At 72.6% G+C, this 17,984-nt stretch carries 15 protein-coding genes; 4 read left to right on the forward strand and 11 right to left on the reverse strand.

Going from position 1 to position 17,984, the window contains the following annotated elements:
- Positions 1 to 49 precede the first annotated feature (49 nt).
- Complete coding sequence (locus ABZ898_RS27290) at positions 50 to 1,060, forward strand: DUF2510 domain-containing protein (protein ID WP_361664276.1); 1,011 nt, start codon at positions 50 to 52, stop codon at positions 1,058 to 1,060.
- Positions 1,061 to 1,180: 120 nt separating this feature from the next.
- Here the strand turns inward: ABZ898_RS27290 and ABZ898_RS27295 are convergent, their stop codons facing one another.
- Positions 1,181 to 1,846 carry a TetR/AcrR family transcriptional regulator C-terminal ligand-binding domain-containing protein gene (locus ABZ898_RS27295; RefSeq protein WP_361664279.1) on the reverse strand — a complete coding sequence of 222 codons (666 nt, stop codon included), beginning with the start codon at positions 1,844 to 1,846 and terminating at the stop codon, positions 1,181 to 1,183.
- 197 nt (positions 1,847 to 2,043) lie between these two features.
- Between ABZ898_RS27295 and ABZ898_RS27300 the strand changes: the two genes are divergently transcribed.
- Together ABZ898_RS27300 and ABZ898_RS27305 are read left to right on the forward strand one after the other, a co-directional pair.
- A complete protein-coding gene (locus tag ABZ898_RS27300) occupies positions 2,044 to 2,850 on the forward strand; it encodes a phosphatase PAP2 family protein (protein ID WP_361664282.1) in 807 nt (268 codons plus the stop codon).
- Entirely contained in the window at positions 2,847 to 3,815 is a 969-nt protein-coding gene (locus tag ABZ898_RS27305) for a hypothetical protein (protein ID WP_361664284.1), read from the forward strand. Before ABZ898_RS27300 ends, ABZ898_RS27305 begins: the two co-directional genes overlap by 4 nt.
- An 82-nt stretch (positions 3,816 to 3,897) precedes the next feature.
- On the opposite strand, the gene ABZ898_RS27310 is transcribed toward ABZ898_RS27305, so the two are convergent.
- The 5 genes from ABZ898_RS27310 to ABZ898_RS27330 form a co-directional block, all read right to left on the reverse strand.
- Positions 3,898 to 4,566, reverse strand: a complete 669-nt coding sequence (locus ABZ898_RS27310; protein ID WP_361664287.1) for a phospholipid scramblase-related protein — start codon at positions 4,564 to 4,566, stop codon at positions 3,898 to 3,900.
- 9 nt (positions 4,567 to 4,575) lie between these two features.
- Positions 4,576 to 5,925 carry a DUF4407 domain-containing protein gene (locus ABZ898_RS27315; RefSeq protein ID WP_361664290.1) on the reverse strand — a complete coding sequence of 450 codons (1,350 nt, stop codon included), beginning with the start codon at positions 5,923 to 5,925 and terminating at the stop codon, positions 4,576 to 4,578.
- A complete protein-coding gene (locus ABZ898_RS27320; RefSeq protein ID WP_361664293.1) occupies positions 5,915 to 7,381 on the reverse strand; it encodes a hypothetical protein in 1,467 nt (488 codons plus the stop codon). The genes ABZ898_RS27315 and ABZ898_RS27320 overlap by 11 nt, the downstream gene beginning before the upstream one ends.
- Before the next feature lies 1 nt (position 7,382).
- Positions 7,383 to 9,737 (reverse strand): hypothetical protein, encoded by a 2,355-nt coding sequence (locus ABZ898_RS27325; RefSeq protein WP_361664296.1) that lies wholly within the window; start codon positions 9,735 to 9,737, stop codon positions 7,383 to 7,385.
- A 101-nt stretch (positions 9,738 to 9,838) separates the two neighbouring features.
- Positions 9,839 to 10,609, reverse strand: coding sequence for a hypothetical protein (locus ABZ898_RS27330; protein WP_361664299.1), 771 nt, complete (start codon positions 10,607 to 10,609; stop codon positions 9,839 to 9,841).
- Between the two features lie 312 nt (positions 10,610 to 10,921).
- Between ABZ898_RS27330 and ABZ898_RS27335 the strand changes: the two genes are divergently transcribed.
- Positions 10,922 to 11,422 (forward strand): hypothetical protein, encoded by a 501-nt coding sequence (locus ABZ898_RS27335; RefSeq protein ID WP_361664302.1) that lies wholly within the window; start codon positions 10,922 to 10,924, stop codon positions 11,420 to 11,422.
- Positions 11,423 to 11,445: 23 nt separating this feature from the next.
- Here ABZ898_RS27335 and ABZ898_RS27340 read toward each other — a convergent pair whose 3' ends face one another.
- The 5 genes from ABZ898_RS27340 to ABZ898_RS27360 all read right to left on the reverse strand — a co-directional run bounded on the left by ABZ898_RS27340 (position 11,446) and on the right by ABZ898_RS27360 (position 17,979).
- A complete protein-coding gene (locus tag ABZ898_RS27340; RefSeq protein ID WP_361664304.1) occupies positions 11,446 to 12,171 on the reverse strand; it encodes a Crp/Fnr family transcriptional regulator in 726 nt (241 codons plus the stop codon).
- A 107-nt stretch (positions 12,172 to 12,278) separates the two neighbouring features.
- Positions 12,279 to 14,456, reverse strand: a complete 2,178-nt coding sequence (locus ABZ898_RS27345; RefSeq protein WP_361664307.1) for a discoidin domain-containing protein — start codon at positions 14,454 to 14,456, stop codon at positions 12,279 to 12,281.
- 63 nt (positions 14,457 to 14,519) lie between these two features.
- A complete protein-coding gene (locus ABZ898_RS27350) occupies positions 14,520 to 16,127 on the reverse strand; it encodes a glycoside hydrolase family 13 protein (RefSeq protein WP_361664309.1) in 1,608 nt (535 codons plus the stop codon).
- Positions 16,128 to 16,159: 32 nt separating this feature from the next.
- Positions 16,160 to 17,035, reverse strand: coding sequence for a carbohydrate ABC transporter permease (locus tag ABZ898_RS27355; RefSeq protein WP_361664312.1), 876 nt, complete (start codon positions 17,033 to 17,035; stop codon positions 16,160 to 16,162).
- Positions 17,032 to 17,979: a sugar ABC transporter permease gene (locus ABZ898_RS27360; RefSeq protein WP_361664315.1), complete on the reverse strand. Its 948-nt coding sequence runs from the start codon at positions 17,977 to 17,979 to the stop codon at positions 17,032 to 17,034. The genes ABZ898_RS27355 and ABZ898_RS27360 overlap by 4 nt, the downstream gene beginning before the upstream one ends.
- Positions 17,980 to 17,984: the final 5 nt, after the last annotated feature.

Below are 17,984 nucleotides of genomic sequence, written 5' to 3' on the forward strand. Positions count from 1 at the left end.
AGGCGGACGCTCTCATCCGGCTTTCACCGATGCCTCATACGGTATGCCCATGACGCAGGTGACTCCTCCCGGCTGGTATCCCGACCCCGGACAGACGCACGACGCCCCGCCCACCGAGCGGTGGTGGGACGGCACCGCCTGGACGGCCCAGGTCCGTCCCGCCGGGGCGGACCCCGCCGGGGCCGCGCCGGACGCCCCGCGGGCCCAGCCCGCTCCCCCGGCGTACGGCGGCCCGCCGGCCTACCCGCCGCACGCCTACCCGGGGTATCCGGGGCATCCGGGATACCCGGCCAAGCCGCCGGCGGGCTCCCGGCGCGGTCTGCGCACCGGGATAGCCGTCGCGGCGGCGGCCGCGGTGCTGGCGTGCACAGGGGTCGGCGTCTACGCGCTGGCCCAGGACTCCGGCGGGGGCGACCGCGCCGACGCGCGGCCCGGACAGGGGCAGGGTCAGGAGCCCCGCCAGGACGGGCCCGGCGGCCGGGGCCCGCGGGAGTCGCCCTCCCCGGAGCGGTCCGCGGCGCCCAAGGTGCGCGGCGGCGGCACGGTGCGGGACCCGGTCAACGGGATCAGCGTGCCGGTGCCCGAGGGGTGGACCGGCCAGGCGTTCGCCATCGGCGCGCAGGTGACCTCGGACAAGTCCTACGCGTGCCCCGGCGACCCGTCCAAGACCTGCACGGCGGGCGGCGCGTACAGCGCGCCCGCCCTCGCGCTGGGCACGCGCGGCACGACGGCCGAGGAGGTCGCCAAGGCCGACGTCGCGGCCAACGCCGAGGAGTCCTACGGCGGCAAGTCGTACGGCGCCGTCACCTCGCACCGGGAACTGGCCGCGCGGGCGGTGACGGTGGCCGGGCAGAAGGGCTATCTGGTGCGCTGGAAGGCGGTCACCAGCAAGGGCGCGGACGGCTATGTGGAGTCGGCCGCGTTCCCCTCGCCCGCCGACCCGAGCCGCATCCTGGTGGTGCGGTTCGGCCTGGACGTGGGTCAGTCCACGGCCGTGATGGACGAGATCCTCAAGGGCATCAAGGTGTCGGCCGGCGGTGGCGCCGGGCAGGACGTCTGACGCCGGTCCCGTGATGCTCACGGGCCGGGCGGGGCCCCCTCCGCTCAAGGGGAGCCCCGCCCGGCCGGCGTCCGCGCCGCCCCCGTCCCCACGGTGCGGCGCTGCCAGGTCACCGTTCAGTCATCCCGTGAACGGCGGCCTGGTGTCGGAGCCGGCCTGGTCGGCCGGGTTCTGCGAAAGACCGAGGGCGGGAAGCACGACGGCCTCCACGAACCGGACCAGGTAGCCGGAGTCGGCGTACTGTCCGCACAGCACGGGGCGCACGCGCAGGACGCCGAACATCATCGCCGGCACGAACTCCAGCGCCGGGTGGCCGGCCGGGATCTCGCCCCGCGCCACGGCCCGCTCCAGCATCTCCTGGAGCGCGGCGATCTCCGGGTGGACCAGCGCCTCGCGCAGCGCCTCCGCCAGTTCCCGGTCGTCGGTGACGGCGTGCCCGAGGGACTGCAGCAGGCGGGTGTCCTTGCCCGACCAGTCCCCCGCCGCCTGAGCCGCCTGCCGCAGATCATCCGTGAGGGAGCCGGTGTCGATCCCGGCGAACCGGACGCGGCGGCTGGCGCGCAGCGCGGCGGCGACGAACTGGGGTTTGGTCTTCCACTGCCGGTAGAGCGTGGACTTGCTGCACCGGGTGCTGGCGGCGACGCCCTCCATGGTGACGGACTCGTACCCGCACCGGCGGATCTGGTCGAGCACGGCGTCGAAGAACTCCTGCTCACGCTCCGGCGTGAGCTTGGAGCGGCGCGAGGCGGCGACCGTCTCCGGTCCGTCCGCGGCCTGCGACGTCATCCTTGACTTCCCCTCACTCATCGGGCTCACCCGCCTGCGCGGGCCGTCCGATCCCAGTGTGTCGCACTGTACCGATACGGAAGTGTACCGGTACTCGACCGTATCGGTACACTGGCGTATCGGTACGGAGACGTATCGCTGGGTTCGGAAGCCGTCCGGGCCCGGCACGCACCACCATGAACAAAGGGGGCCGGGGCATGAACGCCCGATCCGAGCCCGCCGAAGCGCGACCGGACACACCGCCCCGGCCACCGCTCCTGCGGGAGTTCCTGCTCGTCGCGGGGCTCTTCCTGGTCTACAAGACCGGGCGGCGGCTCGCCGACGGCCACACCTCGGACGCCTTCCACGACGCCCGGCGGGTGTGGCACCTGGAGCGGGCCTTCCACCTGCCCGCCGAGACCGGCGTGCAGTCGGCGCTGCTGCGCGGGGACGGCCTGGTCCACCTGGCGAACACCTACTACGCGACCGTCCACTTCCCGGCCACCGTCGCCTTCCTGATCTGGCTGTACCTGCGCCGCCCGGCCCACTACGTGTGGGCGCGCCGGGTGCTGGCACTGGTGACGAGCGCGGCGCTGGTGCTGGCCTTCGTCTTCCCGCTGGCCCCGCCGAGGATGCTGAGCGGCACCGGCCTGCTGGACACGGCCCGGATCTACGGGCCCTCGGTGTACGGGCCGCCCGCGCGGGACCACCTCTCCAACCAGTTCGCGGCGATGCCCTCGCTGCACTTCGGCTGGGCGCTGATGGTGGCCGTCGGACTGATCGCGGCGACCGGGTCGCGCCTGCGCTGGCTGTGGCTGCTGCACCCGCTGATCACCCTGGCGGTGATCGTGGGCACGGCGAACCACTACTGGCTGGACTCCATCGTGGCGACCGCCCTGCTGGTGACCGCACTCGCCGTCGTCCACTCCCCGCACCGCGACGCGGGCCCCCGGGACGCGGGCTTCACCGCTCCCGGTCCCCGCCTCCTGGCCGGGGACACCACGCTCGCGGGAGCGGCCCGATGAACGGCGCGATGCTGGTCGCCATCGGACTGTCCCTGATATCGGCCGTCGCCTACGCCTCGGCCGCCGTGGCGCAGGCCGGTCTCGCTTCCCGCGACCTGGGCGCGGGCCTGCCGCGACTGCTGCGCAGCGGCGCCTGGTGGTCGGCGGTCGGCCTGAACGTGGCCGGCGCGCTGCTGCATGTCGTGGCCCTGCGGTACGGGCCGCTCACCGTGGTCCAGCCGCTGGGCGCGCTCACCCTGGTCGCGGCGGTGCCTCTCGGGGCGCGGGCGGCCGGGCGCCGGGTGACCGCGCTGGAGTGGCGTGGCACGGCGCTGACGCTGCTCGGCCTCGGCGCGCTGCTGACGGCGGCCTCCGGGCCGGCGCCCGAGCGGTCGCTGAGCCTGCCGTCGGCCCTGGCGGTCGCCGCCACGACGACCGCCGTGATCGGCACCCTGAGCCGGCCCGGCGTCCGGCCGGGGCTCAGGCACGCGACCGCTTCCGGGTTCGCCTCGGGAGTCGCCTCCGCGCTGACCCAGACCGCGACCGTGGCCGCCACCGACCACTCCGGACCGGTCCTGAGCCCGCTGGTGATCGTGGTCGCGGTGCTGGTGGCCGCCTTCGCCACCGGCGGACTGCTGCTGTCGCAGACCGCGTACCGGGGCGGGCTCGGCGCACCGCTCGCGGTGGTCACCCTGGCCAATCCGCTGGCCGCCTCGGTCATCGGCCTGACCCTGCTGGGACAGGACCTGGGCGGCGGCGCCGTCGGCATCCTGCCGGCACTGGCCGGAGCGGCCCTCGCGGCCCGGGGCGTGGTGCTGCTGACCCGCGCCACCCCGGCCGCGGCCCCCGTACCCCCGCCCGCTCCGGGGCCGGACGACGACGAGCATCCCGTGGCGGCGGTGCTGGCGCTGGAGCCCGGTACGGCGACCGCGGAGCCGAGGCTGACGCGGAGGCGGTCGAGGCCGCGTCGGCTGACGCGGCTCTAGAGGCACTCCTCGGGCACCCGGAAGGGCGGCCGGCGCTCCACGCGCCCGCCGCCCTTTTCCGCGCCTGATGCCGGGGTGCCGGTCAGCCCAGGCCGCGCGCGTCCTGCTTCAGCGCGGTGTCCACGGTGAGCGCCGTGGCGACGACGAGGCTCAGCAGCGGCTCGGGCAGCGGGCGGTGGATCTGCAGGACGTAGTTGTCCGCCGTGGTGAACAGCGTCTTGGCCAGTCCTTCCCAGGTCTTGGTGATCCGGGCGATCTCGGTGCCCTCGTGGTCCACGATGGCGAAGTTCCAGGCCCGCCAGTTCTCCGCCTTGATCGCGCCGACCTGCCGGCCGTCCACGTTCATGGCGAAGTTGATCTTGCCGATCATGTTCTGCTGGACGATCTCACCGACCTGGGACCCGTCCGGACGGGCCACCAGGACCCGCGACTTGAAGATCTTCGCGGGCCGGGTGAGCAGCAGCTGCGGCTGCCCCTGGGCGTCCCGGATCTCCAGCCGGTGCGTGAGGTACTGGTCCAGGCTGGAGACGAAGCGCAGGATCTTGCGCAGCAGGCCCTGCCCGACCTGGACCACGGAACCGAGGTCACGGCCGTTCTGGTCCATGACCTTGTACTCGTTGGTCAGCTCGATCAGCTTGGCCTTCTGGTTCACCACCAGGACCGGCTCGGTGAACAGGGTGCCGCCCGGCGTCGGGTCCGCACCGTTCGCGTCGGGGTACGAGCCCGCGGGGATGTTCGATTGCGTGGTCACCGGGGCACCTTACCGTGGCTTGATCCGTACCTGACCATTCTGTTCCGGGAATCCGATATTCCGGTTGGGCTCCTCCTTCAGGAGGGCCTGGGTCAGCTCCTCGATGAGGGCCCGGCGCTCCTTCTCGCGGCGCACCCGGGACTGGGCGAGTTCGTGCTCGGCGGCCTCCCGCTCGTCGGTGGTCCGCGCCCGCAGCGTGGCCAGTTCGGCCCGCCGCAGCTCCCGCGCCCGCTCCTCCTCCGCCCGGCGGTCGGCCTCCCGCTCGCGCCGGGCGCCCTCCAGGTGGTCGTGCAGTGCCACGTCGTAGGCGCTGACCCCGGCCATGAACTTCACCAGGACCGGCAGGGAGTCGAAGACCAGCAGGAGCAGATGGAGCACGATGGCGAAATAACACGGGTAGAACGCGCTCGTCATCACCGCCCAGAGGGCCTCGGCACGGTCGAGCAGACCGGTGTCGCGCAGGTCCGCCGCCTTGGCAGCGCGTTCGGCCCGCGCGGCCGCCATCACCTTGTCCTTGTAGTCCTCGGTGGACTGCTTCATCCGGTCGTCGAGGGTGCCGATCCGGTTCCGCAGGGCCGTCGCCTTGTCGCGTTCTGACTGGATCTTGTTGGCGGAGGAGTACGCGGCGGCCTGCCTGCGCGCGATCACGCACTGCTCGGTGACGTCCCAGCCTCCGGCCACCCGCTTGTAGTTCTTCCTCCCGCACAGGTCGTTGGAGGTGGAGCCGAGCTCGGCCTGCCGCTTGTCGACCTCGTCGATGTGCGTGGTGAGCTTGCTCAACTGGCTCTTGACGGCGTCGGTCTGCTTCCTGAGCGCCACCGGGGCTCCGCGCACTCCGAGCTGGAACTCCTCGCAGCCGGAGCGGTCCTCGGCGGTCGTGCCGTCGACCGGATTGCACGCCAGCAGACGGCCGTAGTACGCCTGGACCGCTTGCTTGCGGCCCTCGGTCAGGTACTTGTCCATCTCGGGGGCGAACACCTGGAACAACAGGGGCTCGGCCAGGGCCAGTCCGATCAGCACCGACAGCAACAGGCGTGGCAGGAGCGCCCGGTTGCGGGCCCGGCCGATCTTGCCGTGCGTGCTGGAGACCAGCCAGCTGTCCACGAGGTAGACGAAGGCGGTCCACACCGCTCCGGCCGCCACCATGGCCCACACCGAGGCCCCTTGCAGCAGCGCGTCCAGGGCGACGGCCGCCGAGATCCCGCCCAGCAGGGCGGTGGCCAGCACGATGCCGCCGTAGCGGGTGTAGACGGGACGCTCGGACGGCACGGTGTCAAGGACCGGCTCGTACACGCCTATGCCGGAGCGGAGGAGACGGCCCCGGCGGCGGGGGGCGCGGGCGCGGTGATCAGTCGCCATATTCCTCCCTCCCCACGGGACCGACGTCGTACGGGTTCTGCTCGTCGTCCTCGTACCGCTCGCCGTCGCCGGAGGCCGGCGCGCCCGTGCTCGCGGAGCCGGAACGGGGTGCGTCCGCGCTGCCGGCGGCCCCGGTGGCGCCGGAGGTCGGCTCGCCCGCCTCGACCTCCGTGCGGATGTCGTCGTGGCCGCTGTCGAGGGTGCCGCCGAGCAGCTCCTCCAGCAGGCGCTGCATGTCGATGGGCATCGTCGCGGTGTGGCCCTCCTGGACGAGCCTCTTGTACAGCTCGAACTTCATCTCCTGGCGCCGGTCGGCCCGTTGCCGGTCGTCGCGCTCCTTGCGCAGTGCGTCCTCCCGGCGCTGACCGTCGCGGTGCCGGCGCTCCTCCCGGCCGGCCTCCAGCTCGCGCAGCTTCTCCTGGTGCTCCAGCTCCCAGCGGCGATCGGCCCGCTCGGCCTCGATGCGCAGGTCCTCGCGCAGGAACGTGTCCAGCTTCTCCTGCAGCGCCCGCTGGGTCTCGTCCCGGCGCTCCTGGGCCTCCCGTACATCGCGTTCGGCGCTGCCCAGCCGGTCGGCGAGCTGCTCGGCCGTGAGTTCCTTGCGCCGGTAGGCCCGCCACAGGGCGAAGCGGGAACCGAGCCGCTCCTCCTGGCCGGCGTCGAGCGACTCCTGCTCGCGTTCGTAGGCGGCCCGCTGCTCCGCGAGGTTCAGCTCGGCCTCCTGCTCACGCTGCCGCATCTGCTCCTCGTGCTGCTGCTTCAGCGCCACGAGCTGCTGCTGGTACTCCTGTTCCCGCTTGGCACGCTCCTGGGCGACCGCCTGCTCCACCGCGTCCCGCTCCTGCTGGAGCCTCAACTCCATGAGTCGCTGCCGCAGTTCGCTGAGCTGGCCCGGAGTGAGCAGGTCGACGCTGACCAGTTCGACGGCCATGCCCGGCAGGCGGGGCGGCTGGGCGACGGCGAAGGCGGTGACGTTGACGCCGATCCGCTTGGCGGCCTCGGCGAGCTGCGCGTCCCCCTGGGGCACGTACTCGTCGGCGAGCGCCGGACACCCCTGGAGGTAGGAGACGAGGGCTTCGGAGGCGTCGGACGGGCCGCCCTCGCGCATCAGCTCCTCGGCGTCCTCGACCGTGCAGCGGAAGCGGACCCGCACGGCGCAGTCGGCGCCGTCGCCCGAGGGCACCGTGACCATGGACTCCACCGGGACGTCGCGCCGCTGGTCCACGACGGTCACCGAGGTGGCCCGTACCGCGGTCTCGGAGCGCGGGTCGACGTCGCCGTGGTTCTGGACCCAGTTCTCCCCCACCCGGTACACGGCGATCTGGTGCGGTTCCAGCAGGGGCAGCTCCGAGCGCTCGCGCCGGGCGGTGCCCATGCCGCGCCAGCCACGGGCGGCGGGTGGTTCGAGGGTCCGGGCCGAGACGACCGGATACGGCGCGCGCGGGGCCTCGCTCATGTCAACACCCTTCATCACAGCGGAGTTCGTCCAGCAGGGCGCCGATCGCGTCCTGCGGCTTCTTGTTCCTGGTGAGCCTTCTCAGGTCCGCGCAGAGTGCGCACCGTTCCTTCGGGTCGGTCACCCGCTCGTACAGTCCACGGCCGAGGGCGCGGCCCATGTCCACGGTCTCTTCGGTGAGCGACGGCAGTGCGCCGAGGTGGTCGGCGAACGCCTTCAGGGCCATGGCGCGCAGCGGCCAGTAGCGAAAGGCCCTGGCCCACAGGTCCAGCAGCGCGCCCCCGCCCTCGGGGTGCCGCACGAAGCGGCGCAGGGCGACGGGGCGGCCGGACGCGTCCCTGATGGCGAGGATCGTCACCACGACCTGGTAGGTCAGCGACCTCATCGGCGAGCGGCCGGCCCTGGCCGGGAGCCGGTCCAGCCGGTAGGTGAGCAGACCCAGCACCCGCGACGTGTCCTCGTCGTGGTGGACGAGCAGGGCGAAGTGGTTCGCCAGCGCGGCGGCGGCCAGGCCCTGGCCCTTCTCGTTGGCGATCAGGTGCCACAGCCACTTCACGGCGTCCGAGGGGAAGCGCACCCCGAGCCAGCCGCTGAAGGCCAGCGCCGCGGTGCCGCGCAGCTCGGGCGAGGCGGAGCGGGCCCAGTCGCGGGCGATGTCGAGGGCCACGGTGTCGAGGCCCAGGTCGCTCTGGCACATGTACCAGAGCACGTAGACGGCCATGGACTGCCCGCGCTGCCCGGCGTGCCCCTGCGCCCAGGGCATCAGGTACTTGCCGACCACCTCCTCGAAGTCCTTGGTGGCGAGCATCGCCAGGCCGGCGGCCAGAGACACCTCGAACTCGTCACCGGCGAGCGTGCCGGGACGGCACGGGGCGTCCGGCTCGTTCAGCACGGCGCCGAGCCACTTCCGCACCCCCTCCCAGAAGTCGCGGTCGAAGAGGCCGCACAGCACGATGAACACCCAGCGGCGGTGCGAGGGGGTGGCGAACTCCACGACCTCGCGGACGACCGCGCCCATGGGCACCTGGCGCAGCGCCAGCAGTTCGATGTCGAGCATGGCCCGCCGGCGGCCGAACAGCGCGGACTCCGCCCCGCCGTCCCGCTTCGCGGCGAGGTCGTTGCCCTTCTGCGCGGCGCCCGAGGCGAGCGAGTGGGAGAAGGCGTTGGCCTTGCCCCCGCCCGCCGTTCCCTGGGCGAACTGCCGGCCCACATGGGAGTCGAGCAGGGCGAACAGCTCCTCGCAGGACCTGATGCCGTTGCCCGCGGCGAACGCCACCGTGGTGACCTGGAGGACCTCCCGCATGGTGCGCCCGGGCGCGAGGAACCAGCGCTGCACGGTGTCGTAGGTGCCGGTGTCGTAGTCGTTCCACACCTCCTCCGGAGCGCCGCCCTCGCAGATGCCGTCGGCCACCTCCGCGGCCTTGGCCACGGGGCAGTTGGGCCGGATCAGCTTGACCGCCTCGGCGATCGTCTCCTCCGGTACCCCGCCGAGCCGGAGCCGGAGCCGCAGCACCTGTTCGGCCGAGGGCGCGCTCCAGGCCACGTGGCTGACGGAGGTGGGCAGTACGCGTTCCCTGCGCGGCCGGGTGGTGACGACGAGGTGGGCCCGGCTGGCGTGCACGCGCTCCTGCACGCGGCGCCAGGCGAAGTCCGCCTGGGTCTCGTTGAGGGAGCCGTCCTGGACGCGGTCGAGGACGACATAGCCCTTTCCGGCGTGGAACTCGCGTTCCGCGAGCTGGTCGAGGGTGATGTCGGGGGACAGCACGATCACCCGGCCGCCTCCGTCCATGGCCTTCTTCAGCAGGGCCACCGCGCCCGAACGCCGCCCGGTGCCGGACTCGCCGATGAGCGTCACCACGTGGTCGGCGCGGAGGGCGGCGAGCGCCTCCGCGAACGCGTCGGGCTCGGCGAAGCGTTCGAGCAGGAGGGCGACCTCCTCCTGCCGCATGGGTCCGGTCGCCCGGCCCCGGGGGGCCGGGGCGAAGCCCGCGATCCCGGTCACGCCGCCGGGGCCCGTGCCGCCGTACATGTTCTGGTTGACGGTGGTGTTGTAGGTGTTGTGGAGCGCGGACACCTGCTCGTCCGCCTTGGCGGACGCGGGCCGGCCTTCCTGGCCGGCGGGCGGCGGGCCTTCCGGGGAGCGGATGGGTTCACCGCCGGGTGCCTCGGGAGTGCCGGACCGGGCGGGCCGCTCGCCGGACTCCGGGGTTCCCGGCTCGCCCGGCGTCCCGCCCGTCTCCCGCGTCCCGGTGGTGACGGAATTCCCGGCGTCCGGGCCTTGGCCGCGTACCGGGCTCGCGGATTCCTTTTCCGCCAGCTCCGGGCCTTTATCGGCGTCGGGGACATTCTCCGTCACCGGTTTTTCCCACGCTCCGGACGCGGACGGTATGGGGCGGTTCACTTCGCCCTCCCGGCCGGTGTCTTGCGGCGGGTTCCCGGGGAGCGGGGTGTCGCCGTTCATGCGCGGTACTCATTCACGATGCCGATGACGGGACCGTGCACCGGCGCTTCGAAAACCAGTTCTGCCTTCTGGTCGCGAACGGACGTCCGCGCGGGGGTGTCCGGCCGCTCCGGAACGGTGGGCGCGGCGGGCAGCGCGGGAGCCACCGGGGGCCCGTCGCCCTCCAGGGACGCGATCGCGTGGACGTCGCCGCCCGGCACCCTGATCCACACCGCGTCGTCGAACTCCTTCGTCCGCACCCTGGCCTCGCGGAACTCCTCCGCCCGCAGCGTCGTGTACGCACCGCCGATCACGGTGTGGAAGACCTCGCGGGAGACGGCCACGGCCAGCACGGCCGACGGGCTGAGCCGCAGCGCCTCCCGCAGCGGCCCGCAGTCGAGGATGCGGGCGGTCTCGACCGCGCCGTGGTCGGAGAAGCCGCCGCGCGCCGGGACGGCCACACCGTGGTGGATCGCGGCCCGCAGCCGGAGCCGGGCGGCGGCCTCGCGGCCGTCGTTGACCTCGCGCAGCCCGGAGTCGAGATGGCGGACGAAGTCGTCCACCAGGAGCGGCTCGGACTCGTCGGCGCCCAGCACGCTGAACGCGGAGTCGCCCGCGAACTGCGTCTGCCACCGTTCCCGCTCGAAGCCGACCTCGGTGGCGGCCTGGGTGAGCACGTGGTCGATGGCGTCCTGCATCCAGTGCTGACGCCGGGGATGGCTCCGCCCGTATCCTTCCGCGTCCACGGAGAACAGAGAGCGCCGCGCGAATCCCTTCATTCGATTCATGTTCTATTCCTTCGGAATCGTGATCGAATCCCGCGCGCCGGAACGCGTCGATCTGGATGGGACAAGCAGCATTACAGTGCCGCCCGCCGACGGATGCCCCTGTTGCGAAAACGAGACAGAAACAACCCTGGTCCGCTGTTGTTTCGACAGCACGGGAATACGTGGTATCAGTCGGCGCGCGGCCGAACCCCGTAGAAATACGGGATGCGCGGCGCTTTCCCGGAACCCGTCGAATTAGGTGGTCGCCCGCGCCCCGGCGCGCGTTACTGGTCGCACCCCGGCTCGGGGCTCGCGCGTTACCGAGGAGACGGCATGACGCACCAGACGCAGGGCGGACCGCAGGACGCGGCCGTGATGCTGACATCGCTGCAGACCACCCATCAGCTCGCCGACGGCAAGGCGGGGGTGCTCGCCGGGGTGCAGGCCGCGCTGGTGGTCTCCTTCGGGCCCTGGGTCCGTACGGCACGCTCGGCCTGGGCGCACCACGCGGTGAGCGGGGTGCTGCTGGACGGGCTGGTGGTCCTGTTCGCGGTGGCCTTCGTGACCGGGGTGGGCTGCCTGGCGCTGGTGCTGCGGCCCCGGCTGTGGCGGCCGGCGTCCTTCAACCGCTTCAGCGTCCGCGCCCTGTCGGCCGTCGCCGCCGCGCCGGGCCCGCTGCCGGGGCCGGCGGGCGCGGAGTTGTGGGAGGCGTGCCGGTTCATGGCGGCGATCACGGTGACGAAGTGCCGCTATGCCGCCGTGGCCGTCGGGTGCACGGCCGCGATGGCGGTCACGGCCGGGCTGTGCGTGCTGCTGCGGGCCTTCTCGGGCTGAAGTCCCCTCCGGACAGGCCGACTTCAGTCGAGATCGGAGGGCAGCAGCCGGGCCTCCTCGCGCAGCCGGTCCGGGTCGAGGACGGTCGTGGTGCGGTAACCGGTGACGATCAGCTCGGCGTCCCGCAGCTCCTTGAGCGCCTTGTGCACGGTCGGTTCGGCCGCTCCGGTGAGAGCGGCCAGCTCGGGCTGGGTGAGGGTGAAGCCGAGTTCCACCCCGTCCGGACCGGGGTGTCCGTGGCCGGCCGCGAGATCGACCAGGATGCGGGCCAGCCGTTCCTTCACGTTGTAACCCCGGAACTCCAGGCGCCGGTTGTTGGCCCAGCGCAGCCGCTCGGAGACGATGCCGGTCAGCTCCACGGCGGCGTCCGGCCGGCGGAGCAGGAAGGCGCGCAGGGTCTCGTGGGGCACGGCGCGCGCGGTCACCGGTCCGCACGCGGTGACCGTCGCCGTGCGGGGCATGTCCGCGACCGCCGCCATCTCCCCGATGATGTCGCCGCCCAGCCGGATCGCGAGCAGGGACTCGCGCCCGTTCTGGGCGGTCGCGGTGACCTTGGTGAACCCGGTGAGCAGCAGCAGGCTGTGCCGGTCGGTGTCGCCCTGGCGGACCAGGAGGTCCCTGGGGGCGAAGCGGCGCGGCCGGCCGAGGGCCAGGAGGTCCTCGAGCGCGGCCGCGGAGAGCCTGCCGAGGTAACTGCCGCGCGGCCAGTTGGACTCGTGGTCCGCGTCCCGTGATGCTGCGTAGGTCACGGCACGACGATAGGCGTTCGGACGACAATCGGCATGGTTCCGGACACGGGCGGGCACACCGGAACCCGCTCCCCCGGCTGGGGCAGCGGGCCGGTGCGGTGCTCCCGTCAGGGCTTCAGGTACGCCTCCACCTCGCTGAACTGCCCGGCCGGCCAGCCGGTGTTGCCGCTGACGGTCAGCCGCAGATGGCGCAGGCTGGTGCCGCTGGGCAGGGCGACGGTGACGCTGTTGCCGGTCGCCGGGTCGAAGCGGTAGCCCTGCGCCGGGGAGACGGTGGTGTACGAGGAGCCGTCGGTGCTGCCCTGCACGGCGACGGTCTGGGTACGGGCGCCCCAGGCCGAGGAGGGCGGCAGCTTCAGGACGAGGCGGCGGACCGCGTAGGCGGAGCCGAGGTCGGCCGTCCAGGACTGCGGGAAGGCGTTGTTGGCCGACTCCCAGTAGGTGTTGGCGTCCCCGTCGGCCGCCTTGCCCGGGGTGTAGACGTCCTGGGAGCCGGTCGCGGTGGCCGGGCGGCCCTTCACCAGATTGCGGTCGGGGTCCGGCTGGGGGTTGCCCTGGCCGGGCTGGGGCCAGGTCGAGCAGTCCGACCAGGTGCTGTTCCAGCCGGAGTTGCCGCCGCCGTCGGTGAGCGTGAAGGCCCCGGAGTTCGCCGGGTACGGGCAGTTGTAGATCCCGGCCGAGCCGACCTGGGTGGCGCTCACGTTCTTGAAGGTGGCGGCGCCCTGCGACTCGGCCTGCACGACGACGGTCCCGGTGTTCCGTACCGTCGCCCCGGTCACGTTGACGCCCCGGACCGGGTGGCCCTGACCGCCGCCGGACACGAACTCGAAGGCGGAATACGGGCTGTCGGTGATCGTGGTGTCGGTGATGTCGACGGTGGCGTTGATGGCGCTGTCGTAGGAGTCGACGCGCAGCGCGCCCATCGGGTGGTTCCAGTTGGGGTTCAGGGCGCCCGCGCGGACCAGGGTGTTGCCCGAGACCGTGATGGTGCCCGCCAGCGGGGAGAAGGGGTCGAGGAACTTCTGGTTGGAGATGGCGATGCCGCTGCCGAGGGCGTTGGTGTCGGAGACCAGGTTGTTCTTCACCGAGATGTCGGTGCCGCCGTAAATGGCGATGCCGTTGGCCAGGTTGGGCTGCGAGATGGTGTTGTTCTCGAAGCTGGAGTTGGTGTCGGGCGCGTACAGGGACCACATGGCGAGGGAGTCGTCGCCCTGGTTGCGCAGGAAGTTGTTGCTGACGCGCACGCCGCGGGCGTTGCCGTTGAGGTTGAGGCCGTCGGCGGTGGTGTCGAGGACGCGGTTGTTCTCCACGACCAGGTTGTCGTTGTTGCCGGTCAGCCACAGGCCGACCTTCAGGTGCTGGAGCCACATGCCGGAGACCGAGGAGCCGGGGCCCAGCGAGCCGTTGACGAAGTTGTCCGGGCTGGAGTCGACGCGCTCGGTGACCTCGCCGATGACCGCGAAGTCCTTGAGGTGGACGTTGCCGGAGGAGCTGGACTGGTCGATGAACCGGGAGCCGCGCACGACCGAGTACCAGTGCCCGGCGCCGCGCAGGGTCACGTTCTGCACGCCGCTGAGCGAGGAGGTGATCCGGTACTCGCCGGGCGGTATCCACACCGTGCCGCCCTGCGCGGCGGCGATGGCGTCGCGGAACGCCTGGGTGGAGTCGCCGCCGCCGCTGGGGTCGGCGCCCTTGGAGACGACGGACACCGAACCGGAGGGCTGGGTGGCGGCCGCGGCCACCTGCTCGAAGTCGGCGACGTCGACCGTGACCTGGGTGCCGGTGGACTCGAAGGCGACCTTGTCGCCGGCCTGGACGTTCTGGCCGAGCAGCAGCCGGGCGTTGTCGAAGAAGTGGTGGGTCTTCGCCCCGGCGATCCAGCTGGTGTCGACGTAGCTGTACTTGGAGGTCACCGGGAGCGACCTGGCGATCCGGGTGCCGTTGACGTAGACGGCGAGCGAGCCGGACTGGCCGTCCGGGACGCTGTAGGCGACGTTCACGGCGTTGGCCGCGCGCGGCACGGTGAACTCCACGCGCTGCCCGGAGTTGAGGCGGACCGCCTGCCGTCCGGACGCCTCGGAGGCGAGAGTGCCCTGGGTGTAGTCGGGGCCGATCTTGCCGCCGGTGGTGGTGGCGGACTCGGCCTCGACGGAGGTGAACGGGAGGGTGGCGCCGGAGGCTGCGTGCGCGGCCGGGGCGACGGCGACGAGCGTGCCCGCGGCGAGGGCGGCGACGAGCGCCCCGATGGCGGTCGACCGGCCGGGGTGTCTGGCGGTGCTGGGCATGTGCTGATCCCTTCGTGGTGGGGGTGCCGGGGATAGCGGGGAGCGCGGGGGGTGCGGGTGCGGTCAGGCGCGCAGCCAGACCGCCGTGTCCTGCGGCAGCCGGCCCGTGTCGTCCAGCGGGCCGCTGGCGAGGAGGATCTCGGACCCGGCGGGCAGTTCGGCGGCCGTGGCGGCGAGGTTGACCACGCACCGGGTGCCGTCCGCGCGGGCGAAGGCGAGGACGCCGTCGGGGGCGGGGAGCCAGGTCAGCGGGCCCTCGCCGAACGCCGGACGGACGGCGAGCGCCTCGCGGTACAGGGTGAGCATGGAGCCCGGGTCGCGCTCCTGGTGGTCGGCCGCGTAGGCGGCCCAGCCCGCCGGCTGCGGCAGCCAGGGCTCCTCGCGGGAGCCGAAGCCCGCGTGCGGGGCGTCGGCGGTCCAGGGCAGCGGCACCCGGCATCCGTCGCGGCCGGGGTCGGTGCCGCCGGAGCGGTGGTGCATCGGGTCCTCGATCCGGTCCACCGGGATGTCCGCCTCGGGCAGGCCCAGTTCCTCCCCCTGGTAGAGGTAGACCGAGCCGGGCAGGGCGAGGGAGAGCAGGGCGGCGGCGCGGGCGCGGCGGGTGCCGAGCACGAGGTCGGTGGGGGTGCCGAACGCCTTGGCGGCGAAGTCGAAGCCGGTGTCGGTCCGGCCGTAGCGGGTGACGGTGCGGGTGATGTCGTGGTTGCACAGCACCCAGGTGGCGGGGGCGCCGACGGGCGCGTGCTCGGCAAGCGTGGAGTCGACGGCCGCGCGCAGCCGGTCCGCGTCCCAGGGGCAGGACAGGAAGGCGAAGTTGAACGCGGTGTGCAGTTCGTCGGGGCGGAGGTAGCGGGCGAAGCGCTCGGCGTCGGGGAGCCAGACCTCACCGACGAACACGCCGTCGTACTCGTCGGCGACGGCCCGCCAGGAGCGGTAGACGTCGTGGAGTTCGTCGCGGTCGACGAAGGGGTGCGGGTCGGGGGCCCCGGCGAGGTCGGGCAGGGCGGGGTCCTTGGCGAGCAGGGCCGCGGAGTCGATGCGGACGCCCGCGACACCGCGCTCGAACCAGAAGCGCAGGATGTCCTCGTGCTCGCGGTGCACGGCCGGGTGGGCCCAGTTGAGGTCGGGCTGCTCGGGGGTGAACAGGTGCAGGTACCAGTCGCCGTCCGGCAGCCTGGTCCACACCGGCTCGGTGGAGCCGACGAACTGCGACGGCCAGTCGTTGGGCGGGAGTTCGCCGTGCTCGCCGCGGCCGGGGCGGAAGTGGAACAGGTCGCGCTCGGGGCTGCCGGGCGCGGCGGCGAGCGCGGCCCTGAACCACGGGTGCTGGTCGGAGACGTGGTTGGGCACGATGTCGACGATCGTGCGGATGCCCAGCTCACGGGCCTCGGCGATGAGCTTCTCCGCCTCGGCGAGGGTGCCGAACCGGGGATCGACCGTGCGGTAGTCGGCGACGTCGTAGCCGCCGTCCTTCATCGGGGAGAGGTACCAGGGGTTGAACCACAGGGCGTCCACGCCGAGTTCGGCGAGGTAGGGCAGTCGGGCGCGGACCCCGGCGAGGTCTCCGGTGCCGTCGCCGTCGCCGTCGGCGAAGCTGCGCACGTACACCTGGTAGATGACGGCCGAGCGCCACCAGTCGGCCTGCCTGCGGGCATGGGTGGGCTGTGCCACGGTGCGTGCCTTTCTGTCGGTGGGGGGCCGGGTCAGCCCTTGGTGCTGCCCGCGCTGATCCCGGCGATGATGTGCCGCTGGAACACGAGGAAGAGCGCCACCATGGGGATGCTGGCGATCACCATGGCCGCGACGAGCACGGTCAGCTGTATGTTCTGCGACAACTGGACCAGGGCCACGCTGACCGGCTGCTTGTCGGTGTCGGAGAACACCATCAGCGGCCAGAGGAAGTCCTGCCAGACGGCGACCAGCGCGAAGATGGAGACCACGCCGAGCACCGGCCGGGACATGGGCAGCACGACCGACCACAGGGTGCGCAGCTTCCCCGCACCGTCGATCTCGGCGGCCTCCAGCACGTCGCGGGGCAGCTGGTCGAAGAACCGCTTGAGCAGGTACAGGTTGAAGGCGTTGGCGACGGCCGGCAGCCAGATGCCGAGCGGGTCGTTGAGCAGGCTGGTGTGGATGAGCGGCAGGTCGGCCGCGGTCAGGTACTTCGGTACGACGAGCGCCTGCGCCGGGACCATCAGGGTGGCGAGGATGCCGCCGAGGACGACGCCCCCGAAGGCGGGCTTCAGCTTGGACAGGGCGTAGGCGGCGGCCGTGCAGAACACGATCTGGAAGGCCCAGGCGCCGGCCGCCTGCACCACCGTGTTCCACAGGTGCAGCGGGAGCTGCATCAGGTCCCAGGCGTCGGTGTAGCCGTCGGGGTGCCAGTGCTCGGGGACGAGGGTGGGCGGGGTACGGGCGATCTCGTCCGGGGACTTCATCGCGCCGGACGCCATCCAGTACACGGGGAAGAGGAAGGCGAGCGCGAAGAGGACGACGACGGCCCCGAACACCGTCCAGTACAGGGCCTTCCCGCGCGGGCGGGCCAGGGTGGCCGGGGAGATGAGGGTACGGGTGCTCACGCGTCCCCCTCGGTGCGGGTGAGCCGCAGATAGAGGGCGGAGAAGGCGCCGAGCAGCACCAGCAGCATGACGCTGAGGGCGCAGGCCCCGCCGAAGTCGTTGTAGAGGAAGGCGTACTTGTAGATGAGGTAGAGCACGGTGACGGTCGCGCTCTCCGGGCCGCCGCCGGTGATCACGAACGGCTCGGTGAACACCTGCATGGTGGCGATGATCTGGAGGAGCATCAGCATCAGGATCACGAACCGGGTCTGCGGGACCGTGACGTGCCGGATGCGCTGGAGCAGGCCGGCCCCGTCCAGCTCGGCGGCCTCGTACAGCTCGCCGGGGATGGACTGGAGGGCGGCGAGGTAGATGAGGACGGTGCCGCCGAGGTTGGCCCAGGTGGCCACGATCACCAGGGAGAGCAGCGCGGTGTCGGTGCCGTTGGACCAGTTCGAGGTGGGCAGGTGCAGGGCGCGCAGCGTCTCGTTGGCGAGGCCGGCGCCGGGGTCGTAGAACCACTTCCACAGCAGGGCGCTGACCACCGGCGGGATCATCACCGGGAGGTAGACCACGACCCGGAAGAACGCCTTGGCGTGCCGGAGTTCGTTGAGGACGAGGGCGAGCACGAAGGGGACGGCGAAGCCGAGCAGGAGGGCGAGCAGGGTGAAGGTGAGGGTGTTGCGCCAGGCCGTGCCGAACTCCGGATCGTGCAGCACCCGGCGGAAGTTGGCGGTGCCCACCCATTCGGGCGCGGAGCCGGGGTTGTAGCGCTGGAAGGCGATGACGACGGCGCGGATCGCCGGGTACCAGGAGAACAGGGCGAAGCAGACGAGGCCGCCGAGCAGGAAGCCGTAGGCGCGGAGCTGGTCGGCCAGGACCCGGCGCCCCCGGCCGCCCTCGGGGGAGGGGGACGGGGCCAGGGGGGCGGCGGCCGCGGGCAGGCGCTCGGCCGTCTTCGTCATGGCGG

The sequence above is a fragment of the Streptomyces sp. NPDC046860 genome (assembly GCF_040645115.1).
Taxonomy (GTDB): domain Bacteria; phylum Actinomycetota; class Actinomycetes; order Streptomycetales; family Streptomycetaceae; genus Streptomyces.